Here is a 26,285-nt window from a genome sequence, read left to right as displayed (position 1 = left end):
CTTAATGTGCTCGTGTTGCTTTAATTGGGCATACCTTAATGCACTGATAGCAACGAACACATTTACTTTCATCTATCTGTGGATACTCAAAGCCTTCTTCATCCTCTACCATAGAAATAGCTTCTTTCGGGCAGATGGCATAACAGGCCGTGCAACCACAGCATTCTTCTTTTCTTTTATATAGTACTGGTATTTCTCTTTCCATATCCAATCACTCCACCGTCACACTCTTTGCAAGGTTTCTCGGCTTATCCACATCGAGGCCCTTTGCCACAGATACATAGTATCCCAGCAACTGCAGCGGAATCACGGTCAGACTGCCAATGAAATGCTCGTCTACCTTCGGGACATAGACTGTGAAGTTCACCTGATCTTCAATCTCGTACTTGCCATAAGTAGTCAGTCCCATCAGATAAGCCCCACGGCTCTTGCACTCCAGCATATTGCTTACAGTCTTCTCATACAGTTCACTCTGAGTTAACACACCGATGACCAGTGTTCCCTGCTCAATCAGGCTGATGGTGCCGTGCTTCAGCTCACCTGCTGCGTATGCCTCGGAGTGGATATAGCTGATTTCTTTCAGCTTCAAGCTGCCTTCCAGGCTGACTGCATAGTCGATACCACGACCAACAAAGAACACATCATGAGCGTTGGCGTACTTTGCCGCGAACCACTGGATACGCTCTTTGTCTTCCAGAATCTTCTGTATCTTCTCCGGGATAGTCTGCAGTTCAGAAATATAATAGCTGTACTGCTCATCCGTGATTTTTCCTCTGACCTTCGCAAACTGCACTGCCAGGCAGTACATAGCGGCAAGCTGTGCACTGTATGCCTTTGTCGTAGCAACAGAGATTTCCGGTCCAGCAAGTGTGTAGAACACTTTATCAGCTTCACGCGCGATGCTGCTGCCTACCACATTAACGATAGCCATTGTGGTGATGCCCTTTTCTTTTGCAAGACGCAATGCTGCCAGTGTATCCGCTGTCTCACCAGACTGGCTAACAACGATCACCAGTGCTTTCTGATTGAGCGGCATCTTACGGTAGCGGAACTCAGATGCAAGTTCCACACGCACCGGGATGTCTGCCATATCTTCCAGCACATACTGAGCAGCCATGCCCACATGCCATGCAGAACCACAAGCAACAATATAAATCTGCTCGAAATTCTTAATCTCATCTTCGGTAATCTCCACGCTGGACAGATTGATAACTCCGTTCTTGATTACGGAATTAAGAGTATCCTGGACAGCTTTCGGCTGCTCATGAATCTCTTTCATCATGAAATGCTCAAAGCCGCCCTTTTCAGCCGCTTCTGCATCCCACTTGATCTCGGTGGTCTGCTTTTCGATTTCATCACCATTCAGGTCATAGAAATGAGCCTCACCCGGAACAAGTTTTGCAAACTCAAGGTTTCCAATATAATACACATTGCGAGTGTATTTCAGGATTGCCGGAACATCCGAAGCCACATAAGTTTCACCATCCGCAATACCGATGATCATCGGGCTGTCCTTACGCGCTACCCAGATCTCGCCCGGATAGTCACGGAACATCAGCTCCAAAGCATAGGAACCACGGACACGAACCATTGTCTTCGCAATGGCATCGATGGGGCCAAGGTTATACTTCTTATAATAGTAATCAACCAGTTTAACAACTACTTCCGTATCGGTCTGGCTGTAGAATGTGTAACCGTGCTTCAGCAGTTTTTCCTTCAGTTCAGTATAGTTCTCGATGATACCGTTATGTACACCGACAACCTCAGATTCGACTGGACCGGAACCAGAACAAATGCAGTTGCCGGAAACATGCGGATGGGCATTGGTCTGGCTCGGCTCACCATGTGTTGCCCAGCGAGTATGGCCGATACCGCAAGTTCCTTTCAAAGCATTACCGTTATCCGTTTTCTCGATCAGATTAGACAGGCGACCCTTTGCTTTCACGACTTGTGCCAGATTCTCTCCATCACGGACAGCCAGTCCGGCCGAATCATATCCTCTATATTCCAGTTTCGACAGACCATCCAGCAGGATCGGTGCTGCCTGTCGGTTTCCTGTAAAACCAACGATTCCACACATAGGTTTATCCCTCCCGATATTTACTTCTCTCGTCTATTATACTTTCCCTCTTATGCAAAACGACTCCGGGTAATTGCCAGAGTCGTCATTGACTTTACGCCTTATATCCCTTTTCGCAGATCACATTAACCACTTCGTCAACATACTTCTGGCAAGTATCATGATCTGGTGCTTCCACCATGACACGCACCACAGGCTCAGTGCCGGACTCACGCACCAGAATACGACCAGTATCGCCCAGTGCTTCATCAACCTTAGACACAGCTTCCTGAACAACAGGATCATTCTGTGCAGCCTTCTTATCGGTCACACGGACATTTTCCAACACCTGCGGATAAATTTTCAGCGGTGCTGCCAGCTCACTCATCGGCTTCTTCTTAGCCAGCATGACTTCCTTCATTTTCAGGCTGGTCAGAATGCCATCACCAGTGCTCGCATACTTGGAGAAGATGATATGGCCGCTTTGCTCACCACCGACACGGCAGCCGTTCTTGGCCATATACTCATAAACATACTTATCGCCGACAGCGGTCTTAGCGTAACCGATACCTTGCTCATCGAAAGCCTTGTAGAGACCAAAGTTGGACATAACTGTGGTGACAACAGTATTATTTAACAGCTTACCACGTTCCTTCATGTAGCAACCATAAATGTAAAGGATATGGTCGCCAGTGATAACATTGCCCTTTTCGTCCACACACAGGCAGCGGTCGGCATCACCATCGTAAGCAAAACCAACATCCAGATGATTTTCCACAACAAACTTCTGGAGACCCTCGATGTGAGTGGAGCCAGCATTGTTATTGATGTTCAAGCCATTCGGTTTGTTGTTAATAACATAAGTGTCCGCGCCAAGAGCATCGAACACGGACTTTGCGATATTCCAGCTGGAGCCATTGGCACAGTCCAGACCGACCTTGACACCCTTGAAGGAGTATATACCCAGAGAGATCAGGTAGCCCATGTAGCGGTTACGACCGGAGATGTAATCCACAGTACAGCCAATATGCTCACGGTGGGCAAAGGGCAACTCCGGCCAGTCCTTATCAAAAACATGGAGCTTGCCGTCGATGTAGTCTTCCACCAGCAGCAGAGTCTCCTCAGGCATCTTCTCACCGTAGCAGTCGATCAACTTGATGCCATTATCGTAGTAGGGGTTGTGGCTCGCGGAAATCATAATACCACAGTCAAAGTCATCCACGCGAGCGATGTACGCCACGGAAGGAGTGGTGGTGACGTGTAGCAGACAAGCATCTGCTCCAGAGGCCATCAGACCTGCAACCAGACTGTACTCGAACATATAGGAGCTGCGACGGGTGTCCTTGCCGATGACGATATGAGCAGGATTGTTGTCACCATTGCGCTCACGCAGTGCATTATAATACCAGCCGAGGAAGCGACCCACTTTATAAGCATGGCCTGCTGTTAATGTAATTCCGGCTTCACCACGGAAGCCATCGGTTCCAAAGTATTTTGACATTTTAACTATTTCCTTTGATTATTTTTTACTAAAAGCGATTTAAGTCTACACATAACGATTAAGAACGTTAATGTTGCACAATAAGTCACAATCGGTGCAACGCATCTGTAAATCGATTTTATGCCGAGCTTACCTGTTGCGACTGAAAAGGCCGTAATGAAAATCGGATGAATAATATAAAGCCATGTGGAACATTTCCTTCCAATTACAGCCAATCCTTTATTATGCCAATTGCTCTTGAGAGTATATACAAAAAGACAGATTGCCAAGAAAGTCGTACTGAGATAATGATCTCTTGTTGCATTCAATCCTGCACTCACCAAAACAAATCTTTCTGCAAGACTGGTTATCGTAAAAACTACAATCAGCACCTGAAGTATTTTTCTATTCCATTTTTCAGAGCACCGTTTTTCTCTGATGAGATTTCCAATACAAAAATATGGTATTCCTACACAAAGGAAATTTCTAACTAATATGTACGGAAACTCCCGATGGAAAATGAGCAGCGAATACTTTCCAAACACCAAATCTGCAATGAGCAGAACCGGAGTTAAATAGTATAAAACCTTTTTGCAGTTAAATCTGTCCACCAGCAGAACAATCACTAGCACATAAAGAATTGCTCCTAAATACCAAAGGTGCCCTGCCAACGGTGATTCATTCAATACCAAGAACTTCAGAATGCTCTTTCCAGTAAAAATTTTCCGGACATAGGTTACTATGCTATCTCTTTTGAGGATACCGAGCGCAATATTCCAAATAAAGAAAATTGAATTTGCCCTTACAACCAAGTAGAATATTTTCCTGATCTGTCGATTTTCCTTATGCCGTGCAACAGTATCCCCATAAAAGGTAAGCGCAAAATATTGCTACGCTGCCCATGAATCACGCTTGCACCAAAATGATAGATGCAAGCGTTTTACTCTATGTTTAGTTTTGACAGTTCGCTTTCGCAGTCTCGCTCCATGGGGCAAGCTGTTCCAGCTGTTCATCTGACATTTTAGCGTCTGGCCGCTGTGATAAGAGGTATGTCAGATATTTGTAGGTATTCAGGTCATTCGCTTTTGCCATCTCAACCATTGTATACACAATAGCGCTAGAGGCAGCTCCCTTCGGACTGGCACTGAACAGCCAGTTTTTCCGGCCAACAGTGAATGGTCTGATTGCATTCTCGCTAAGATTATTGGATAAACTGCAATGACCGTCTTCCAGATAGGTCATCAGGGTGTCTTTCCGATTTTGGGCATAGTTCACCGCTTTCGCCAAACGGGTTCCCTTATTTGGACGCTGTTGATCCAGCCAATTCCAGAATGCCTCCAGTATCGGCTTCTCCTTTTCAAGACGGAACTGTTTTCTCTGCTCCGCAGTATGATTTTTTGCTTTTGAGTACCGCTCACAATCAAACAGCTTGGAGCAGAACTGTACTCCCTGCACTGCCGGAAGGCTGTAATCATACTCTTTCCCTTTCGGTATGGCATCTGTGAAGTAACGTCTCACATGTGCCCAGCAAGAGCAGCGTTTGATATCCGGCAGATTGTTATAACCCTGGTATCCATCAGTCTCCAGATATCCGCTGAACCCCTGCAAGAAAGATGCTGCATGGAACTTTGCCCTTGTCTCTGTGTAATGATAGAGCAGGATCGGCGGAAGCCCATCTTCTCCACTGCGGAAGAGCCACATCCAGGAACCTGTTTCAGGATTGCGCTCCGGCTCATTCAGTACCTGAACCCGGGTTTCATCTGCCATCAGATATTTACGCATCCGTAACTGACGGTGAAAATAATCATAAACATGACAGAGGTAATTCTCGGCACAGTAAATGATCCAGTTAGCAAGCGTAGCCCGGCTTAATGGGACACCCAGCTGCTTCCATTCCGATTCCTGCCGGTTTAATGGCAGGCCATTCTGGTACTTCTGGTGCATTGCCCATCCTACAACGGATTCCGATGCATAACTTTCTGGGATCAATGGTTCCTGGACAGGCGCTTTGACAAATGTCTGATCATCCGGGTGTTCCTCTGATATGGCACATTCCGGGCATTTATAGGTTTCACGATAGATATTTACTACTTTCCCTTTGGCAGGGGTAAACCGGAATTCATGGCGGACGAATTCTTTCCCAATACATTCCATCTGTGTTCCGCAGGTTGGACAGTTCCGCTCCTCCTCCGGAAGAGAAATGATCTCGTCGCAGGAAGGAACATTTTTAAAGAGATCTGCATGTGTCCGTCGTGCTTTTCGCTTATGTTCCGGAACAGTGATGTCATCAGGAAGTTCCTGTTTCCATGTCGGATCTGCTTCCTGCTCGGCTTCATCAAAAAGATTCAGCTGACCATCGATATCTTTCCGTTTTTCACTGGAAGTACCAAAAAGCTTCTTCGTGAGATATTCAATCTGCTGACGAAGGTTTTCTTTTTCCAGACGGTCTGCTTCCAATGTTTTTTGTAAAGACTGGATCAGTTCTGTCTGTGTGGAAATCGTCTTATTCAGTTGGTTGATCAGGTCCTTGTACGCGAGGATTTTTGAATCTTTTGAATTACCGGCCATATGTTTTCTGCTCCTTTTTCACTGCTCTTATTATACCATAAAAAGCAATGAAAAAGAAGCAGAAAACCCAGTATTTACAAGGGATTTCAGACATGATATAGGGTGAGAACCCCCTCCCTTTCTGTTGGTTGGCATAGATGTTTTACGCGATCATTCCGTAGGTTTGAATGCCTTTGGCTGTTCGATTTCAAGCCCGGACATGAGCCAGTCGAATTGCTGCCAGGTCAGTTGCTTTACTTCCAGCTGATTTCTGGGCCAGCGGAACCTGCCCTGGACTTCCATGCGTTTATACAGCAGCACAAATCCGTCAGACTCCCAGAGCAAAGCTTTGATCCTGTCACAACGTTTTCCACAGAAAAGATACAGGGCACTTCGCCTTGGATCCATATGGAGTTGATCCTCTACAATAGCACACAGCCCGTCAATGGATTTCCGCATATCCGTTCTGCCTGTTACGATATAGATTTCATCGGCGGCTGTGATATCCCCTAACATTCCAACTCCTTCACAATGCGGAGCGTTTGAGCCAGAAGCTGAGGATCTGTTCCATTTGGTATTGTTAGATGGAAGCTTCCTACAGACAGCTTCATTGGCTCTGCTACGGAAAGGTTATTTCTTTCCGTAGCTACCGGAATCACATTGAATGGCTGTTCATATGGGAGCGGGTCAGTATCATGAAAATCCATTCTGACAACTTCCTGGCTTTCCGGTGCACGATAGCTGCGTCCGGTTGACGCTGGCAAATCCACACAACCTTTCTGACGCAGCCTTTTTACCCAGTTGTAAAAAGTCCCCGGTTTGATGTCGTGTTCCACACACCATTGATGATCGGTCAATCCACTTTGACGGCATTCCATGATGAGACGGTATTGTTCTTCGGCAGGTATTCTTTTGCTTCTCATGAGCACACCTCCATAAATCGGATAGAGTAAAATGCTCGCATCTATCATTTCTGGCAAGAGAAGATAAAGTGAAATGCTTGCATTTTCTAATGATTATTATGGAATGATTTTTAGGGCAACACAATCCGTCGAATTATTTTGCGCTTACCATAAAAGTATCCCGTAATCATAAAGAAAATGGGAACCGCTACTCTAGTCAGTGTCGTAAAATATGCACCGAACTTTCCCGGAAACGGAGCATGAATACAAACAATCAAGAAAGCACATATCGCTTTCAGAATGTCAATATTATCTGCTCTGCTCTGCTCTGCTCTGCTCTGCTCTGCTCTGCTCTGCTCTCAAGATTATCTTCCCCTCTGCAGCTTTGTCAATAATCAACATACCCATATTTTATTTTCTAGTAACTTTTGAATAAATATATTTAATTTTTCTCTTGATTCGAAATGGAATACCTGCTGGTGAGTAAAAAGAAATACAATATCCTATTCCCTTTTTCTGAAAGTCTCTCCAAAACGCATTAACATTCTTAGGAATAACAGAATGTCCCTTTAAATTTGGTTGCCGCACCGCGTCGGTAACAGAGATTTCTTGATATTTTAGCATTTCCTTAAATGAATCAAATCGTTCAAGTGCACGATCATTATTAAAGAATAAAAGAGAAACTCCTTTATTGTCATCAAATTCAGGCAAAACATCCTGAACGCCCCAAAAATCACCTACAGTAAAATCACCGCATCTTTTTATCGTTGAAAAAGGACATTCACCGCACGATCTTCTTAATGGTAAATTAGTATAGAATAATTGCGTGTATCCATCTCTATATTCTATCTTGCCATTTTCATATATTATTTTTTCCACGTGCTTGTGCCACCCCCCGATTTTATCTCGAAAGATGAATTCTTTAATCTTACTTTTCATTTTTCTTTCCAAATAGTGTAAATAGCTATTATATACCCTAGGACTAGGCACGCCATGGCAGATTAAATCTACTGTATAGAGATTATAATAAAATTTGCTTCTCGAAAAGTATTGTTTTACAGCCATTACATAGCACGGAGTTCCAGAAAATAACACTATCCTTCCCAATTTCAAATCAGCTTCAATACCTGCGTAAGTATTTCCCAATTTAGCCTGAACGTATTTTGAACCTTTTATTTCTTCAAGCTTTTCTATATGATCTATTCTTTTATAGACTGCCTGATTTGAGTTATCCATTTCGCAGCCATAAACAATTCCACCGCACTTTAAAAACGCAGTTGCAATTGCAGTAAAGGCGCCACCTGACTGACTTGCCATCAATTTCTCAGTGTCTTTTAATTTACAGCAAATTACCTTTTTAGGGGATTGCATATTATTCTCTTCCATAACTAATTCCCCTCTTTCTTATATTTTCTAATTTCAGCAAAGAACATTTTGATTAGCTTCCAATTTATTCCAACTGCATATATACAAGCAATCACCAGGGCGGCTACATTAAGAATAGTAATATTAAAATAGTAAGACAATGTAACAAATACAACAGCAACACTATTGAGTAATATATTTTTGACATTTACTTTAATTTTAATATACTTTCTGATATCAATTCTTCTATATAAAGCCGTACTAGCATAAGATACTAATGTTGAAATAGATGCTGCGTACAAACCTATAAACCTAATTAGTGCCAAGTTGACTAGAACATTTATTATTGCTCCTGCAATTGTTGTTCTAGCAATAGTGCTTGACTTCTTTAATGCAATGTATATAGCGCTATACAAACCTACAAGAATTTGGAAGATAACTGCAATCAGCAAAATCGGAATCTGATAATAAGCATTTCCATACTGTTGATTTACCATGACCGGAAATACAAAAGGCATAATTGCAATAATTCCAACACATATCGAAACAAACAAGTTAGAAACTGTCTCCATCATGTCACCGATAAACTCGTCTCTATCACTGTCATTATAGTGTACTGAAACAGTCTCCACCCAGGCCAAATTAAAAAAACCGTAAAAAGTGCCCACTAAATTTGAAAATTTATTTGCGACAGAATATACTCCATTCTCCGCAACACTTAAAAATTTTGCAATGATTGTTCTGTCAGAAGCACTTAAAATCCAGCCAGAGATTTGATTAGGCACAAGTGGCAATGAATAACCACAAACTTCCTTAATAAGCGATAAATCCACTAGCTTGGGCTTGTAATATTTCCATGCTTTTAACTTAAAGAACAAGTATATACAATTAATTGCACTTCCGCACATAGTAGCTATAAACATGCCATGTGCTCCTAATTTTAGAACCGCGACAAAAACAACATTAAGAACCACTGTACTTGCAGCGGTTAAAAAGCTACTCACGGAATATGCCAGCATATCCCCCAATCCGCGGGCAAATTGCATTAATAAACCTGAAAAGATGTTTAAAACTACACCAATCAACAAATAAATCTTATATTCTGATGAGCTGAACGGTTGTAAGCATAAATAAATCAATACCACTGCAAGTGCTTGAACAACATTTACTGATGTAATACTTGAGAATAATGCCTTAGTCTTTGTCTCATCTTCTCTGCAGTCTATCATAAAACGAAAAATTCCTTGATCTAACTGCCAACAGACCAAAGGCAAAATCAATGCTATATATGTTGTAAAAAGATCAACAATTCCGTATTCTTCTGTAGATAATAAAGCTGTATATAAGGGCAAAAGTAAAAAACTTACAAACTGGGTACACATTTTGCCTATTGTAAGAATTGCCGTATTTTTTACAAGTTCCTTACTTCTACTCACTATTTTACCCCCATTACTTTTCTATCAAGTCTACTACAGACCGCAAAAATTTGTATGATTTTTCTTTTTCTAAATTCAGACGAACATCAACCTTTGACCAATCTATTTTTCCTTTAAATGTGTTCTCCTTATTAATACCACGATTAATCGCGTGATCCTGCAAGCCAGTCAAATTAAGGATATTTTTTATTCTTCCATTTCTCTTAAGACCGATTTCAGAGTAGAATTCACGATGGAAAATTATCGAAAACGCAGTTGCATGAAATGAATTTGTAACCACATAACTTGCATTTCTAATATACCCAAGAAATTCACATGGTGATGCAGCTCCACAATGGTGTAATTCTCGGTGCTTATACCATATGTCTTGATTAGACAAATAAAGCAGCTCCATGTTTTTCTCATTAGCAAGGTTCTTTGCAAATTCTAATGTTTGATCTAATTCATCATTATATCCTACGCAGAAGAATAGAACATATGGTTTCCTGACAATAGAACTAGCCATTGTATTCCATTCGTCTTGCTTTAAAAGAAAAACAGGATCAACAACAGAACATATTTTTTTCTCTGAAGCAATTTTTTCAAAAATCGAAACCAGTTCTTTTTCCCGAAAAGAAATAAGGGCAAATCTATCAATCAATTGTTTGTAATTTTGTAATTCTTCATTTGAAAATGCAGAACTGCCTATACTTGCAGCATATGAGCAGCAAATGGATTCTGGCATTGCAAAATCACAAAAAAAAGTTTTGTCATTTCCCGTAAGAGTTATATTCCAAACCTGATCTGAACCAACAAGATATAGGTCATACTTGAGAGATGACAGATCTTCCTTTTTAATTTCATTATCTGCTGTCAAGTATTTATTGACAAATTTAGAAAACACTTTATCTAATTTCAAATAATATGGTGTCGTCAAAAGATTGCGTGCAAGTTCTTTTATGACATTGTTGTTGAACAGACTCTTCCATCTTGATTTTTCTTTTTCGATTTGTTCGTTCTTATAATTTACAATTTCAACAGTGCAATTGGAATTTTTCTGCAAATACTCTTTAAGCGCATAAGCCTGTAAAACCGCTCCGAAATTATATGCATTATGAAATGTTAATATTCCTATCTTTTTCATTCTAACCTCTGCTTATCTATCCTAAAATTAAGTGCGCCAGTTATAGCCATTGCAATGATATATAAATAAAATGTCATATCATAAAGACAGTTTCCAGACAAACTGTATAACAAATAAAAAATCTGAAAACAGAATGACAGCATTGCAGCATACTTATACTGATACTCTTGTGTCTTTGAGAAATATTTAAGTGCTTTAATCGTATACTTAAGTAAAAGAATAATGGCACCAGTATATAATACAAATCCAATAATACCCATTTCGCACAAAACCTGAATATATACATTATGTGCATCCAGACGCCGATACGATGAAATATCTGTTAGATCACGAATAAACTGTGCCGCCAAATTTGTGCTATATTGTTCTCGAAAATTCAAAAATCCAATACCTAGCAGAGGAGATTTGGTGAAATTCAATATTGCAAGTCCCCACATTGCAAATCTATCGGTTGAACTATTATCAGAGCCCAACTCTGAAAATCTCTCTACAATAAAATTCAAAGAAGGTATATTCTCAACCGCAAATTGAAGAAGGACGACGCTGACACAGGCTATAATAATCAATCTAGTAACAAATTTTGATTTTTGCTCTGTCGAAACAAACCATGTCAAGATAATTGCGACAATACACCAAACCAGAGTACCTCGTTTACCATTTAGCAGAAAGGCCAGAAAAGCTATCCCAGCAATTATTAGTCTTAACCTATTTGTATATCTACTTTTTTTTCTTGCTGATTCAGCAAGAATCAGAGTTACAAGCGTCATGATAAAAACAGCAATAAATATACCGTTTTGTGAATAATGAGCTGTTATTCCTGCTCTATATCCGTATTTTAACTGTCCAGTCCCAGGAGGATAATATCCATAAAAATCAACAACATAGCTGTATAAACTCGGAATCAGCCAAAAGAAAAAGGTAAAAAAAACGGCGCTTCCTGAAAAAAGCAGCAACATCTTTTTTAAATTATTTATCCAGTCGTCTTGTGTTGCAAGAAATAGACAAACAATGATTCCAAAAAGTATACGAAAAACAACCATTTTTTCACTATGTAAAAGTCCATACAAAAAAAACGGAATCATCATTATCCACATCAGTGTGTATGGATAGACTTTTTTCGAATAACTTATTCTTCCGTGCACTGATGCAGCCATTATAAAGCATAAAGTAATACCAATTTGCAACACTATTAATAATTGTGTCCCCAAAAGAGAAATTGGCGTTTCAAAGAAATAGAGTGCACAAAGAAGAAAAACTCCTATAAAATTATATATATCTCTAATCTTAATCTTCAATTTCCTCTCAACCCCCTTATTGAAACTATAAAGCCTTTAACAAGCCACTTTAAACCTCCAAACGGAAGATTTACAATGATAGTATTCAAAAATCCCCACTTATATTTATCAACTGCTTCTTTCAAGTTGGATTTACGTTCTCCATCAACGTAGTCATGGAACAGAAAATCTAAAGCTAAAGTGACAATTTTATATTCAGTAAAAGCTTTATACTTCCTATCAGATGCCTCACCTAGCAGCCTTTCGAGAGCAACTATATATTTTAATCTCGAATCATTTGTAAACAATCTATCTTTATTATTTGTTGCACTCTCTTCATTTATTATGTAATGATAAATAGGATATCCTACAATAACAGCTTTCAAGTTATTCTTTTCTACCAACTCTGCATTAAAAACCAAGTCTTCGCAATATTCTAGTTCCGTTAAAAAAGAAAAATCCCTTATACTTTCAGCTCGATAGAACTTGTTACAAACGCTACCCAGAATACGCCCATCATTAAGAATCATGTTATATAGTAAATGACCTTCAACATTTCTTTGTCTATTATGAGAGTGAGTTTCTTGAACAACAGTATTTAAACTATCCTTTTTTGAGTAATAAAATCCACCGATTACAATATCTATATCTTTATTCTCAAAAAACAACCTTACCTTTTCAAAAACATCTTTCTCATAAATATCATCAGAATCACAGAATCCTACAACATCCCCAGTACTGTGTGATAAACCAGTATTTCTGGCCGCTGATACACCCTTACCATTAGTTCGATAGAGTTTGATTTCAGTATATTTTTTCTTCAACGCTAAGCATATTTCATACGATCTGTCAGTTGAATAGTCCTCAACCAAAATTAACTCTATCTCGAATTTTGTCTTCTGGGTTATAATACTATCTATACAATATTCAATTGTTTTTTCTGCATTGTATACTGGTACTATAATACTGATTTTCATAATAATATTGATATCCCGTCTCACTTCATTGTCATTTTACCAAATCCAATTTTTAAAGCCGAAACAAATCCAACATTTCTTACTTTACGTACAATTCGTAAAGGAAGCATTAAGATTTGCCCCAAAAGATATCTGCCTTTTCCTCCATTTCCAAACTTTCTTTCAATTTTTAATATAGCCCAATCCAAAGGCGTAAACCAGCTCGCAACAAAATGATGTATGGAATGTGTATTTTCGGTTGTTGTGAGGACTCCGGTATTAAAATCTAACGGGCAAAAGAAATCTGCCGGATAAACTGTTATCCCAGCTACTTGCTGTATGATATTTGCATTAACCATACCATGTTTTTTCAAAATTTCGGTAGTATAATCAACAATTGTTTTAATATTCTGACCGCCATTTCCAGTGACGAAATGTAATTGATGGTAAAACTCGATTATCTCTTTGAAAACTTCAACCCCCGGTTCCGAACCCAATCCCAGTCCTGGATTCACCTCATACTCCATACCATGTACAGTTTTCTTCCCAGGTTGTAGCCCCATAAATGTTCCTTTAGAAACAATATCATCAAAAGATTTTACTAATTCAACATCTGTATCGAAATACAATCCTCCGTATTTATACAAGATTTCAAAACGTGCATAATCACTTACAAATGCCCATTTTTTTGCTTCATATGCCTCTTTTACATATGCGCAACTATTCATGTCAAAATTATCTTCATTCCACTCTTTGATTTCATAATCTGGGCAAAATTTTTTCCAAGATTCAATGCATTGTTTTGCCTTCTCCGGCAGTTCACCTCTGCCAAACCAGCAATAGTGTATTGTTTTCGTTATCACAATCTATACTCCTTTAAATTTACTAATTCTCTTATAAAAGATCTTTCAAGCCCGGAATCTTTAACATTATAAATGTTGCTCCCCAAGAGAGCAGAAACACAATAAACCATAACAGCGGAATAGCAAATCCTATTCCTAACAGAGGAAAATTAGTAGGGGTAATGTCCACCATCTTATATAGAAGATTGATAAAGAACGGATGAATCAAATAAATGCCAAAACTACACCTACTGATTGATTTTGCTAGTCTTCCCACATGTATACTGTCCATGTATTTTTTGAACAAACAGAATACTGACAGTGCCTGGATCATAGTAAATATTCTATCTCCCAGAATCAATGCAGAGCCCTCTCCGCATCTCATAACAGCAGCGTACTGTATAATAATTTTTATTACAGAGGCAAACAGCCACAATCCGAGCTGTACCCCTCCCCGGTTAGTGATGTTATCTATTGCTTTTTTCTCTCTGCCATTATCCTCAGCATGGAGTCCACCAATAATGTAACCGAGCAAAACATATGTTACATACTGCGTAAACAGCATATAATTTTCTATCTTCGTACCAAAGGCAATATTAATTGTTGGGATAACAAAGTTTCCAAAAATTAATATCGCCGTAAATATGCAAATTTCTCTATTACTTGAATTATCGATAAATCTCTTCAAAGGAATAAGAATCAAGTAGATACCAATTAGAATATATAAATACCAAAGATGCGACCAACTTTTCTGTTGAAGAGTCATCAGCACTGAATTTGGTAGCATTCCTATTTCTAATGTTTTTCTTTCAAATACTTGTTCCAAAAGAGCAAAGGCACTGCCAAATAAAAGTAATACCGCTCCCATTCGAAGGCTCATTTTCTTTACCTTTGTAAATGCCAGCTTATTTGAATGCAAAAGCAAATTACCGCTGATCATCAGAAAAACCGGTACTGCCCACTGAATCAGCGTATATACACATGTAAGTATGGTATAATTGCTCTTTCCAATCTCCTGCACTGAATAATTATTTGGCTGTGTCATCGTTATATGAATTCCAATGACTGCAATAGCACTAATTATTCTCAGCCAATCAATATATTCAATTCTTTTTCTTTCCATAGCTTCCACACCTATTTCTTTATCTTGACAAAAAAGCATAATGCTCTTCTTGTTAACGAATATCCAATATATTTTTTTAATTTTTTAACTTTCTTGACTTTTCTACTAATGTCATAATTCAATAAAATTTGCAGATTCTTAACTTTACTCAAGAGTTCCCTATTCTTTACTCCTGAAGATACCCCTAGAAGAACAGAATACTCATATGCATAATAAGAAGCAAGCAATTCAGTCTTTTCCTTGTCCTCCAGCTTTAGTGCCTGTCTATAACCTTTCTCACACATATAAAGCTTATCGGAGATTAACTTTTCAGCTTTTCCAGCAGTAATTGAACCATTCCGTTGTTGTCTATACGCATAGAATGGATTATCATAAAAATCAAACCGTTGCGCATAAAGAAGGAGATCTCCACACCAATCCATGTCCTCACTAAGATATCCGTCTTTAAATCTCATCGAATAGCTGTCAATAATAGATTTTTTAACCACTTTATTCCATGCTGCTGCTCGATAAATATTATTTTCAATCATATAACGGATTGATGCATTAACATCTTTATCTATAATCTTCGTCCTGTCCACGTCTGAGGTGATGATATAAGTATATTTATCTTCACTCTCATAGTATCTCTTTGCAGTGAATACAAGTACGTCAGCATCCGTTTCTGTAAGGTTAATGTGAATGTGCTCAAGAGCACTAGCATCATCCCAAAAATCATCACTATCAATAAAGATGACATACTTACCGGTGGCAATATCCAATCCTGCATTTCTTGCACTTGATAACCCACCATTTTCTTTATGAACTACTTTTACACGTGTGTCTGACGAGCTATACCTATCACAGATTTCTCCACAGGTATCTGGTGAACCATCATCAACCAGTATTAATTCAAAATTACAAAAAGACTGTCCAATAATGCTGTCAATACATATCTCTAAATACTTTTCAACCTTATATATTGGGACAATAATACTAAACTCTGGCATCTTCTCACTCTTTTACTCTTTCTTGCATTCGTTTATAGTTCTTCTCAGGAATTATGACACCATGCAGCACAGATGCCACTTCACAAAGTACAAATCGTGGTGCTTTACGAATCATCGTAGTTCTAAACTTAACCAAACCACTTCTCTTATCCTCCTGAAGTGGAATATCTCTCCACGGTGACATTTCTTTATACTTTAAGAAAGTTTTTAAATATGGATGTTGATTTCCTTTTATCCAAGGCCTTAGACCATCCAAAAAACATGTTGTAAAGTGTACTAAGCCGGGGTTTGATATGGCTTCTGAAAATTCTTCTTTACTGTAAAAATCTTGGCTTTTCGATCTCCTGATTTTTAGCACCTGCTCATATGTAGCATAAAAATAAATCGAAAGCGTGTTATAACGCATAGGAAGTTTTACTTTCTTCTCTTGTTCCACAACACCATTCAAAACATCCTGATCTAAGTATGCTAGACTGCTACCGTATTTTGTAATGTAATCCGTGAATTTTCTTTCGTAATTCCCAACACGTACTTCGTCGAGATTCAAAAACACAATACCACCATTCAAATAATAGTCGCCATCATTTTTCCCCACATTACGTCTGTAACGGTCATTAATACATTCCAGCATTCCACCAAATACTTTTCCCGTCATATCCGTATTCCACAATGGTTCAATAGTATCTACAATAATAGTATCACAGTCAATATTCAGAACTTTATGTACTGTTTCAGGCAATGCACTTGCCATATATAACCGGCCAAAAGTACTGATATTCCATCTTCTTGTGTCTATTTCTTGTCCGGTAAGTTCTTTCATGTCAGGCATCGGAACAAAAGAGATGTCACGCCGATACTCCTTAACAACTTCAATCAATTTATTTTTATTTATATCTGAAATATGATTATCCATAATATAAATATGGATAGCATCACACTCTCTATTATTTTCTAACAATGACAATATTGAAATACCTGTCAAAAAGGCATAGCTGTCACTACTTGAGTACAAAATATCCATCTTCCCACCGTATATCCTTTACATTCCTTCATCTTCTTTAATCCATCGAGCTGTTCGCTCAATCCCCTTCCTAAAAGGAATCAAGGGTTTAAATCCAGTATCTTTATAAAGTTTAGTAACATCAAATGTTGTTATCGGTAAAGAAATGACATTTGATGTTATTTTTCCAAACCCTAACTCAACTGGCTCACCATCGTGTAAATCATTAGCAACTTGTCCAACAATCTTTAAAAATTCCTTTAACGGTTTTGCATCACCGGAGCCAATCGTATAATTAGTTCCATCCACGCCTTTTTCTGCAATTAGAATAAGAGCTCTGGCGACATCCGAAACATGAACAAAATCATAATACTGATTTCCTGCTGATAAATCAGGCGACTCTCCATGAAGAACTTTACGAATTATTGTGTTAACAAGCCGAGCGGATCTTTCCTCTTCGCCATATGTATTAATCAAAGGCCAGAAAAAGCGAATTCCATAAGTTCCACATTTTGCCTTTCCAATCCAGTGAGCCGCTGTTTTTGTTGCCTTATACATATACCCAAGGTTCGAAATCACTTTATCTTCATTCATCTCAACCAGCGACTCTGCTTCATGCATACTTCCGCAACCAATAAAGCAGCCAATTCTCATAATATGCATAGCATCAATCAAATCAAGTGTTGACTGTAAGTTCTGCATCTGAATCGCTTCGTTTCGAGCATCCAGATCAGATACTCCCTGCCAGGCAATATGAAAGACAACGTCAATATCTCGATCAGCAATCATATCAGGCAGCATATGATAATCTGCAATGTTGCACTCCACTATCTTTACCGGCAAAGCATTGATCGTATTAAGATTTTTTGTTCCCCGTCGCACAACTGCAATGACTTCCACATTCTGTTTCACAAGTTCTCTTACGAGAAATTTTCCAATAAATCCTGTTGCTCCTGTTACAATTGCTTTTTTCATCACTCCGCTCCTCCGTTACTTTCTTAATTCAATATATTCAGCTAATGTTGGCCAATTTTTGTCTTTCTCGGTTGCAATAATATGTTCTACCCCATATTCTTTAAGCGGCCATGGGATATTTAATTCCGGATCATTCCAACGAATACCTCCACACGCTGACGGAACATACCTTCCCGAACACTGATAAGAGAAAATCGTATCATTAGTAAGCGAAATAAATCCGTGAGCAAATCCCTCCGGGATATATGTTACAAATTGATCTTCAGCCTTTAAAAGCTCAGTATGGTATTGACCAAAGGTCGGAGAATTCTCTCTTAAATCAAGAGCTACATCAAATAAAACACCAGATATGACGTGTATAAGTTTTGCTTGCGAATCCACTGTTTGATAATGAAGCCCTCTTAAAGCTCCCTTTTTAGAATATAAATCACTGCTTTCTGTAAATTCACATGTTATACCATTCTCTGCAAAAATATTTTTTTCATAATATTTTTTATACAAACCGCGCTCGTCTGGATACATATGTGGCTTTATAAGCATTAAACCCTCAATTTCGGTTTTCTTAAATTCAAAAGGCATTACTAATCCCCCTGTTCTAAAATCTTAGTTATCGTCTCTCGATAAAAATCTTGAACCGGAAGGAAATGTTCCGGTATATGATTAAACCAGCCAAGATGACCTTTTATTTCTTGGTTGTCAAGCAGTCGAAGTTGAACTTTATCTACAAGCACACACTGATAAAGGAACGAAATAAAATGGGTTCGCCCCCTATCTCTTTTTGGCTCAATATTCTCCGTAATTAATACGGGTTTCATATCACAGAGAACATCTGTACCAAGTTCACTTTTAGCACAGACATGAAGTCTTTGTTCTAAGGTTTCTTTTAATCGGACACATCCTCCTGGCAAATGCCATCCAGCTCCGCATTGTTCATCATCTCTCCATGAAAGCAAAACCTTTCACTCTTTAACAATAAGAATGTCAACGTTTACAATAGGAGTCAGTGATGCCACAGCTAAAAACAATTGATCCCCCAGTCCTTCAGCGGGATCAATTTTTCTTCTTTTATTTTCAAAAGTAATTCATTTATAACCGCTGTAAGACTCATGCAAATTTTACCTTTTAACTTTCCATAAATAATTTAATTTCGTTATCCATGCAGGCACGAATATCTCCACCTTCTACCCAACACTTGCTCCATTCCACGACCATCTCAATTGCCGTATCAAGGTTCCAATGGGGCTTCCAGCCAAAGGTGGTCTTCAACTTGGAGCAATCCAGCTTCAAGAAATTCGCTTCGTGGGGACCACCGTCATACCGGTTGACCCATTTCATACCATCGCCCCACTTGCTCACAAACAAATCGACTAAGGCCCCCGTCTGGAAGCAATCCACATCATCGGGGCCTACATTATAATAGCCTGCATATTTAATGTCCTGATACTGCATTGCTGCAATCATCAGATACGCATACAGCGGCTCCAGAACGTGCTGATACGGACGGGTCGAGAACGGATTTCTTACCACAATATCCTCATGCTTGATTGCAGCACGGATACAGTCTGGAATAATGCGGTCATTCGCAAAATCGCCGCCACCAATCACATTACCTGCACGAGCCGTAGAAATTGCAACATGATCATCGTTAAAGAAGCTGTTTTTATAGGAGTGTGTAACCAGCTCAGAACAGGACTTAGAGTTGGAGTACGGATCATAACCGTCCAGTTCTTCATTCTCCCGATAGCCCCAAGCCCATTCCTTGTTTAGATAGACCTTATCAGTCGTCACATTCAGGAAAGATTTCACGCAACTGCTGTTACGCACACATTCCAGAATGTTCACTGTACCCATCACATTCGTTTCGTATGTATAAGCAGGGTTCTTATAGCTGTCACGAACGATGGGCTGTGCTGCCAGATGCAGTACGATTTCCGGCTGTGCTTCATCAAATGCGGCCTTCAATGTTTTAAAATCACGGATATCTCCAATTACAGAATGCACGTCCTGCTCAATTCCGGCAATCTCAAACAAAGAAGGACTAGTCGGAGGATTGAGGGAATAGCCAGTAACAATAGCTCCAGCGTTAGCCAGCATCTTACACAGCCAAGATCCTTTAAAACCGGTATGTCCTGTTACAAATACTTTCTTTCCTTTATAAAAGTCCAAATCAAAATTCATGTTTATTTTCCTCAGTCTTTCCAAAGCTTCCACGGGGCGTTACCGTCTTCCCACAATTTTTCAAGCTTTTGTTTTTCTCTTAAAGTATCCATACACTGCCAAAAGCCTTTATGAACATATCCTGCGAGTTGCCCATCTTCAACCAGCTTCGTGAGCGGTTCCTTTTCAAAGATCGTGCTGTCTCCTTCAATATAATCAAACAGAGCAGGTTCAAAAACCATATATCCGATGTTAATCAAATCACCGTCAAAATCGGATTTCTCTCTAAATGCATTAATGATTCCATTGTTGCCAACATCAACAATACCTTTTGTCTGTCCAAAATTATACATTGACATTGTTCCGATTTTACCGTGTGCTCTATGAAACACAAGTAATTCGTCAATGTTAATATCACCAACCGCATCACCGTAGGTAACCATAAATGTATCATCGCCAACAAAGTCTTTAACTCGCTTGATACGTCCACCAGTTTGTGTATTTAATCCAGTATCAACAACCGTTACCTTCCATGGCTCAGCATGCTTATTGTGAATAATCATTTCATTGCCTTTTGTGAAATCAAAAGTAATATCAGATGTATGGATAAAATAGTCTGCAAACCATTCTTTAATCACATGCTGTTTGTATCCGGCACAGATAATAAATTCATTAATACCATAAGCTGAATATTCTTTCATAATATGCCACAGTATCGGCTTTTCCCCAATTTCAATCATTGGTTTTGGTTTTAAATGAGACTCCTCAGATATCCTTGTTCCAAAGCCGCCTGCTAAAACAACAACCTTCATAGTATTTTTCTCCTCTACCCCTAGTAGGGCTCATACCTTATTTTTATATCTATCTACACATCCATATGGATGGTATTTCTCTCTAATTCCTCGTGTGTTCATCACACACTCGGCTAAGTGTTTTCTTATGCTGTCGTATCCAAATACCACAGCAATCATATTTTGCCTGTTTTCTACTCCATAAAACATCCGTTGAGTACACTCGTCTCTATTTCTCTATAGCCGAAGTGTTGCTTTATATAATCAAACCCCGTATACCCTGCAATGACGTTTTTTCTAAGTGTTGGATTGTTGAATCGAACACTGTCGGCGCATGAGTTTTGTTAAAACTGTATATATCATCCAGTCCAATTTTCGTCATTCATTGTTCCTTATGAATAAATCATTCACTCTCACCGCACAAAATCTGTATTTATCATCGCCATCCATGCTCTACTCAACAGCAGTTTCAGACGTTAATGATAAACTCATGGATTTTTGTTGTTTTATCCTGTTTTCCGCCATTTCCTCATAACTTCCCAAAAAGTTGTGCCAATTTTGTGTCGCAGGGGTCAAAAGTTCAGCGTTTTGTATGAGTTATTGGCATTTTCAGTTCATACAGCTGTGAAATATAACCAATTTCAGTACCCCATATAGTGTGCAAAACGAGTTCTTTTCGACGATGCTACGTCAATACGGTTTGTTGAGTAGACATTTGTAGGAGCAACAATTACTACAAAGTCAGCATCGGCGTATGCGGTCTTAGCATCCAGAGTTACAGTCAAGTTCAGTTCCTTCTCTGCAAGATACTTTTCAATATAATCATCCTGAATCGGAGACTTCCGGTTGTTGATCATCTCGACCTTCTCCGGAATGATATCCACAGCGGTCTCATGATGATGCTGAGAAAGCAATGTGGCAATTGACAAGCCCACATAACCAGTGCCCGCAACGGCGATTTTGTACTTCTTCATGTTATTTACTCCTCCGATTCTCATCGGGCATATCCTCTAATTTTTGCACCTATGTACACATCCTGTATTTCAGGATGGTATTTCATTTTCATAATCTCCTGTGTCATATCTCACAGTTCTATTAAAAATAACTTCGAATACACTCCCCAGCTTAAAGCCGGCACATTCTTCGCCGTGCCCACACCTTCTTCAGGTACACACACGACAGGCGGTATTCAACCCGACGGTGTTTATCACTGATATACACCGTGTTTTGCTTTCGCTTTCTTTTTGTCAGCACGGCAAAGCCGATGCACTGACTTTATGACATCTGTTTTCTGACATGCCATAAGGTCAATCCACCTGCTCGCTTTTCATACTGATATTCTGTTTCCTTTGTTCTTCCCTTCATGCTCTGCGTCCAAACTGTGTCAGGCACTTTTTCCCGAGATTTCTCACAGCATTCAGATATCGGTTCGTCTGATGTCCATTGGCGCAGCAGCATAGTTCTGTTCTGGTGTCAGTCCGAATGATTTCTGCGCCGCACTTTGCACAGATTTTGCTGATGCCGGTGGCGTGGACTTCGATAACGATGATTCCGTTTTTCCATGCTTTGTAGTCCAGATACTGGCGGATCCTAGTGCTTAAGTGGAGCGGGCCCCAGTTTCCTGAGCCTTTCATGACGTTTCTGGAATATTCCTGGTTGTAACGTGTAAGTACGATCACAGAAACGTCCTGCTCTACGGCAAAACGTAAGATTTGGCTTGTGACCTGGTGTCCATAGTGTTCAGAAAGATGTTTCAGATGCATCCAGTATTTCTGATCAACTCTGCCTGTCTGTCTGCCTCCGGTTGCTTCCTGGGACTTCTGGATCTTTTCCAGAAGTTTTCTGCAATAGTGGCTATATTCTTTTCCGCCTTTCCAGAACTTCACTGCGATCTCCTGACCGGTTCCGTCCAGAACAACGCCTACCGCAAAGGCATCACTGTTTGTAAACTGAATACAGAGTATCCTGCATCCTGCCTGCATCCTCTGACGTACGGTTGCTGTATTTTCATTGTTCTGACGTACTGGAACATGCAGCATGTCATATTTGTATTCAAAAACTACGGATGGTGACATGAGTCTGGCGTTTTCCGGAAAGTCTCTGCCTGACAGCCGGCAATGCATCCAGGTCCATGTTTCTCCTGTCCAGACACGCAACGTGATCTCTTTAGCGGAAAAATCCTGATACATTCCTTTGTAATAAGTAACTGCTGCATTTAGTTTCTCTGCTCTGCCGATCTTCTCATCCTGGGCAAAACGGCTGAGATAGCTTTTGGCTGAAGCAATTCCCTCATTGGCTGCTGCTCTTCGAAAATACAGCGGAACCTTTTGCCAGGGGAGGGGATCTGATGGTATGCGTCCGCCTCGTCCCGGAATGCTCATGATCTCCAACTCGCGTAAAGTCTGCTGGCTTCCCATTTCCCAGAGATCCGTATGATCCAGAAGCAGGTTGTAATAAAATTCAGCGATCCGGTTATAAAATTCCTGTGTGGTCCGCAGCCATTCCGGATGTCTGCACCAGAGATGCAGTCGCCAGGTTGTGATGCTGTAGCCGCTTTTTCCGGTGTTTTCTTTTTTGCCGGTTTCCGGTTCTTTCATTTTGGTTCTCCGTTTTTTGCAAAGAAAAGTCATTATAATATAACTTATCTAAATTATTATTTTTGTCACTTATCATTTCCATAAGCGACAAGCAGGCCGGAAACCCGTATAAATGCGGACTTCCGGCCTGCTTTGACCATAATTCTGACTGCTAATAGTTCAGCTTTTCCATGCACTTCTGTTTTTGTTTTATGCTGCTGTGCACATAAATATCCATGGTGATCTTGACGGACGAATGTCCCAGAATTTCAGAAAGTGTCTTACTGTCAAATCCCATTTCCGTACAACGGGTGGCAAAAGCATGCCGGAGAGAATGAATGTTGATACTGGGGATTTCACATTGCTGAAGGAGCTTCTGGAATTTACGCTGTATATTTCTGGGCTCCATACATTTACGATTCGTACCCGTCAGCAGGTATGAATCAGGTTCAGCAGCAATCCGCTTCATTTTTTTCAATAAAAAATCAGGGATTGGAATATCCCTGATGGATGAGACTGATTTAGGAGGACCTATCATTAAAACGGTTTTGGGTTCGTCATCAGATTCACCAGAATAATCAAGATTTTTTATCCGTGAGATCGTTCGCCTTATATGTAGCAGCTTTTTATCAAAATCAATATCTTCCCAACGGATGCCGCTGAGCTCGCCAACGCGGATCCCTGTATAAATACATAGCAGGATGCCGATGGGAAATTCTGAGTCCTCAGCAGAGAGAACTGTGATCAGCTTTGTGAGATGTTCATGAGAAATAAGCTGAAAAGGACTGGTATTTATTTTAGGATACCGAAATTCAAGCTGTGAAAGATTCAGATACCCCTGTTTTTCACCATAGCGTAAAATACTGTGGAACAGAATCAGAAGATTTTTGATGGTACGTGGCGAAAGCCCCTGCTGTTTCAGTTTTTCAGAGAAGGCATATACAGAAGCAGAAGAGATGTATCTCAGCGGCATATCACCAAATTCCGGAAGGATATGTGTATCAAGAAGTGTTTCGTAGCAGGCATAGGTGCTGAGCTTTACAGCATAACGCATGGATAACATCCATTCTTCACTGAGGTTTCGAAATACATAACACTTTCCCGGAGAGTTTTGAAGATTATTCTGACATAAAACAGCCAGCTTTTTCTTTTTTACAGCCTCGTATGTACGACCATACAGATATCCGTACTGGATACGTCCATTCTGGTCACGACATTTTTCATAGCGTGCTTCCCATCTGCCATCTTTTCTTTTTCTGATATTTTCCCCTTTTCTAGGCATAATCGTAGTCTCCTTTTCGCACTATTATAGCAAAAGTCTGACCATTTTTGTGACCACTAATAAGCGAAAAAAAGGAAAATTTGTCGTATATAAGAAAAATCAACCGAAAAAACCTGCATTTTTGGTCGAAAGTGGTGCATTTTTCGTGTCTTGACAGTGACAGTGTGCAATGCTATCATTGATTAGGATTCAAAAACTATGCAATTTGAGAGAAAATCACCTGTCGCTTATGGAAATGATAAGCGACTTTTTTACCCTCAAAAAAACAACACGGCAGACATCCCTCCGGGGCTGTCTGCCGTGTTTTATATCGCTTTTATGTTTTTATGTAATTAAGCTTTCTGTTCCTTAAGCCTCATATCCATTAGGGTTCTGGCTCTGCCATCTCCAGGAGTCTGCACACATCTCGCGGATTCCGTTCTCTGCTTTCCAGCCGAGTTCTTTCTCTGCCTTGGTTGCATCGGAATAGCAGGTTGCGATGTCGCCTGGGCGGCGTGGTTTGATCACATATGGGATCTTGACGCCGGTAGCTGCCTCAAAGTTCTTAACGATATCAAGAACACTGTAGCCTTTTCCGGTTCCAAGGTTGTAGATGCTTAATCCAGAATTGTCTTCCAGCTTCTTAAGGGCTTTTACATGGCCCTTGGCAAGGTCTACTACGTGGATGTAGTCACGGACACCTGTTCCATCCGGTGTATCGTAATCGTTTCCGAATACGCCAAGCTCTTTCAGCTTGCCTACTGCTACCTGTGTGATATATGGCATCAGGTTGTTCGGGATACCATTTGGATTCTCACCGATGGTTCCGCTCTTATGAGCACCGATCGGGTTGAAGTAACGAAGAAGAACTACGTTCCACTCCGGGTCTGCCTTCTGGATGTCTGTAAGGATCTGCTCCAGCATGGATTTGGTCCAGCCATATGGGTTGGTACACTGTCCCTTCGGGCACTCCTCGGTGATCGGGATCATTGCCGGATCTCCGTATACGGTTGCTGAGGAAGAGAAAATAATATTTTTAACATTATGTTTTCTCATCACGTCTACAAGAGTAAGGGTTCCTGCGATATTGTTCTCATAATACTCCCACGGCTTGGCAACAGATTCACCAACTGCTTTCAGTCCTGCAAAATGAATACAGGAGTCGATCTCTTCTTTGTCAAAAACTTCATTTAATGCTTCGCGGTCCAGAATATCTGCTTTATAGAATTTCACCGGTTTGCCTGTGATCTTGGATACTCTGTCCAGAGCCTTCTCACTGGAATTGCATAAATTGTCAACTACTACAACATCATATCCTGCGCTCTGCAGCTCTACAACGGTATGACTTCCAATGTATCCTGCTCCACCTGTTACTAAAATTGCCATAGTTTTTCTCCTCCTCTATTGGATCTAACTGTTCCTGTTTATT

25 protein-coding genes and 1 pseudogene are annotated in these 26,285 nt (G+C 40.0%); all 26 read right to left on the bottom strand.

Annotated features, from left to right (window positions below; translation table 11 throughout):
* Position 1 precedes the first annotated feature (1 nt).
* The 26 genes and pseudogenes from NQ489_RS04585 to galE all read right to left on the bottom strand — a co-directional run bounded on the left by NQ489_RS04585 (position 2) and on the right by galE (position 26,242).
* Positions 2-205: a 4Fe-4S binding protein gene (locus NQ489_RS04585; protein ID WP_021652125.1), complete on the bottom strand. Its 204-nt coding sequence runs from the start codon at positions 203-205 to the stop codon at positions 2-4.
* A gap of 6 nt (positions 206-211) precedes the next feature.
* Positions 212-2,080 (bottom strand): glutamine--fructose-6-phosphate transaminase (isomerizing), encoded by a 1,869-nt coding sequence (gene glmS / locus NQ489_RS04580; protein ID WP_021652124.1) that lies wholly within the window; start codon positions 2,078-2,080, stop codon positions 212-214.
* Between the two features lie 94 nt (positions 2,081-2,174).
* Entirely contained in the window at positions 2,175-3,560 is a 1,386-nt protein-coding gene (gene glmM / locus NQ489_RS04575) for a phosphoglucosamine mutase (RefSeq protein WP_021652123.1), read from the bottom strand.
* Positions 3,561-3,565: 5 nt separating this feature from the next.
* The gene (locus NQ489_RS04570) at positions 3,566-4,351 is read right to left on the bottom strand and encodes an acyltransferase family protein (RefSeq protein ID WP_021652122.1); all 786 of its coding nucleotides are present in this window, start codon (positions 4,349-4,351) and stop codon (positions 3,566-3,568) included.
* A 139-nt stretch (positions 4,352-4,490) separates the two neighbouring features.
* Entirely contained in the window at positions 4,491-6,107 is a 1,617-nt protein-coding gene (locus NQ489_RS04565; RefSeq protein WP_021650231.1) for an IS66-like element ISRgn2 family transposase, read from the bottom strand.
* A gap of 150 nt (positions 6,108-6,257) precedes the next feature.
* Positions 6,258-6,602, bottom strand: a complete 345-nt coding sequence (tnpB, locus tag NQ489_RS04560; RefSeq protein WP_009246070.1) for an IS66 family insertion sequence element accessory protein TnpB — start codon at positions 6,600-6,602, stop codon at positions 6,258-6,260.
* On the bottom strand, positions 6,596-7,009 hold the full coding sequence (gene tnpA / locus NQ489_RS04555) for an IS66 family insertion sequence element accessory protein TnpA (protein ID WP_198013380.1): 414 nt from the start codon (positions 7,007-7,009) through the stop codon (positions 6,596-6,598). Before tnpA ends, tnpB begins: the two co-directional genes overlap by 7 nt.
* 110 nt (positions 7,010-7,119) lie before the next feature.
* Complete coding sequence (locus NQ489_RS17945; RefSeq protein WP_442863929.1) at positions 7,120-7,266, bottom strand: hypothetical protein; 147 nt, start codon at positions 7,264-7,266, stop codon at positions 7,120-7,122.
* A gap of 133 nt (positions 7,267-7,399) precedes the next feature.
* Entirely contained in the window at positions 7,400-8,374 is a 975-nt protein-coding gene (locus NQ489_RS04550) for a Coenzyme F420 hydrogenase/dehydrogenase, beta subunit C-terminal domain (RefSeq protein WP_021651292.1), read from the bottom strand.
* Between the two features lie 2 nt (positions 8,375-8,376).
* Entirely contained in the window at positions 8,377-9,789 is a 1,413-nt protein-coding gene (locus NQ489_RS04545; RefSeq protein WP_021651291.1) for a lipopolysaccharide biosynthesis protein, read from the bottom strand.
* Positions 9,790-9,802: 13 nt separating this feature from the next.
* Positions 9,803-10,912 carry a polysaccharide pyruvyl transferase family protein gene (locus NQ489_RS04540; RefSeq protein WP_021651290.1) on the bottom strand — a complete coding sequence of 370 codons (1,110 nt, stop codon included), beginning with the start codon at positions 10,910-10,912 and terminating at the stop codon, positions 9,803-9,805.
* Complete coding sequence (locus tag NQ489_RS04535; RefSeq protein ID WP_021651289.1) at positions 10,909-12,207, bottom strand: O-antigen ligase family protein; 1,299 nt, start codon at positions 12,205-12,207, stop codon at positions 10,909-10,911. Before NQ489_RS04535 ends, NQ489_RS04540 begins: the two co-directional genes overlap by 4 nt.
* Positions 12,204-13,163 carry a glycosyltransferase family 2 protein gene (locus NQ489_RS04530; RefSeq protein ID WP_044961433.1) on the bottom strand — a complete coding sequence of 320 codons (960 nt, stop codon included), beginning with the start codon at positions 13,161-13,163 and terminating at the stop codon, positions 12,204-12,206. Before NQ489_RS04530 ends, NQ489_RS04535 begins: the two co-directional genes overlap by 4 nt.
* A gap of 20 nt (positions 13,164-13,183) precedes the next feature.
* Complete coding sequence (locus NQ489_RS04525; RefSeq protein WP_021651287.1) at positions 13,184-14,005, bottom strand: glycosyltransferase family 32 protein; 822 nt, start codon at positions 14,003-14,005, stop codon at positions 13,184-13,186.
* Positions 14,006-14,036: 31 nt separating this feature from the next.
* Entirely contained in the window at positions 14,037-15,107 is a 1,071-nt protein-coding gene (locus NQ489_RS04520) for an acyltransferase (RefSeq protein ID WP_198013387.1), read from the bottom strand.
* 11 nt (positions 15,108-15,118) lie between these two features.
* A complete protein-coding gene (locus tag NQ489_RS04515; RefSeq protein ID WP_021651285.1) occupies positions 15,119-16,096 on the bottom strand; it encodes a glycosyltransferase family 2 protein in 978 nt (325 codons plus the stop codon).
* A 4-nt stretch (positions 16,097-16,100) separates the two neighbouring features.
* A complete protein-coding gene (locus NQ489_RS04510) occupies positions 16,101-17,117 on the bottom strand; it encodes a glycosyltransferase family 8 protein (RefSeq protein ID WP_021651284.1) in 1,017 nt (338 codons plus the stop codon).
* Between the two features lie 18 nt (positions 17,118-17,135).
* Positions 17,136-18,071, bottom strand: a complete 936-nt coding sequence (locus tag NQ489_RS04505; RefSeq protein ID WP_021651283.1) for an NAD-dependent epimerase/dehydratase family protein — start codon at positions 18,069-18,071, stop codon at positions 17,136-17,138.
* Between the two features lie 15 nt (positions 18,072-18,086).
* Entirely contained in the window at positions 18,087-18,650 is a 564-nt protein-coding gene (gene rfbC / locus NQ489_RS04500) for a dTDP-4-dehydrorhamnose 3,5-epimerase (protein WP_021651282.1), read from the bottom strand.
* Between the two features lie 2 nt (positions 18,651-18,652).
* Positions 18,653-19,024 carry a hypothetical protein gene (locus tag NQ489_RS04495; protein ID WP_021651281.1) on the bottom strand — a complete coding sequence of 124 codons (372 nt, stop codon included), beginning with the start codon at positions 19,022-19,024 and terminating at the stop codon, positions 18,653-18,655.
* Between the two features lie 169 nt (positions 19,025-19,193).
* A complete protein-coding gene (gene rfbG / locus NQ489_RS04490; protein WP_420314486.1) occupies positions 19,194-20,255 on the bottom strand; it encodes a CDP-glucose 4,6-dehydratase in 1,062 nt (353 codons plus the stop codon).
* Positions 20,256-20,260: 5 nt separating this feature from the next.
* The gene (gene rfbF / locus NQ489_RS04485) at positions 20,261-21,040 is read right to left on the bottom strand and encodes a glucose-1-phosphate cytidylyltransferase (protein ID WP_021651279.1); all 780 of its coding nucleotides are present in this window, start codon (positions 21,038-21,040) and stop codon (positions 20,261-20,263) included.
* Between the two features lie 692 nt (positions 21,041-21,732).
* Positions 21,733-21,993, bottom strand: a pseudogene (locus tag NQ489_RS04480) (UDP-glucose 6-dehydrogenase); the annotation flags it as partial.
* A 387-nt stretch (positions 21,994-22,380) separates the two neighbouring features.
* The gene (locus tag NQ489_RS04475) at positions 22,381-23,616 is read right to left on the bottom strand and encodes a zinc ribbon domain-containing protein (protein WP_044961428.1); all 1,236 of its coding nucleotides are present in this window, start codon (positions 23,614-23,616) and stop codon (positions 22,381-22,383) included.
* A 151-nt stretch (positions 23,617-23,767) separates the two neighbouring features.
* Positions 23,768-24,877 (bottom strand): tyrosine-type recombinase/integrase, encoded by a 1,110-nt coding sequence (locus NQ489_RS04470; RefSeq protein ID WP_021652266.1) that lies wholly within the window; start codon positions 24,875-24,877, stop codon positions 23,768-23,770.
* Between the two features lie 348 nt (positions 24,878-25,225).
* The gene (gene galE, locus NQ489_RS04465; protein WP_015527335.1) at positions 25,226-26,242 is read right to left on the bottom strand and encodes a UDP-glucose 4-epimerase GalE; all 1,017 of its coding nucleotides are present in this window, start codon (positions 26,240-26,242) and stop codon (positions 25,226-25,228) included.
* Between the last annotated feature and the right edge of the window lie 43 nt (positions 26,243-26,285).

This window comes from Blautia sp. KLE_1732_HM_1032, assembly GCF_025147905.1.
Classification (GTDB): domain Bacteria; phylum Bacillota; class Clostridia; order Lachnospirales; family Lachnospiraceae; genus Blautia_A; species Blautia_A fusiformis.
Note: the sequence above shows the minus strand (reverse complement) of the source record. Positions and strands in the feature narration are given on the sequence as shown.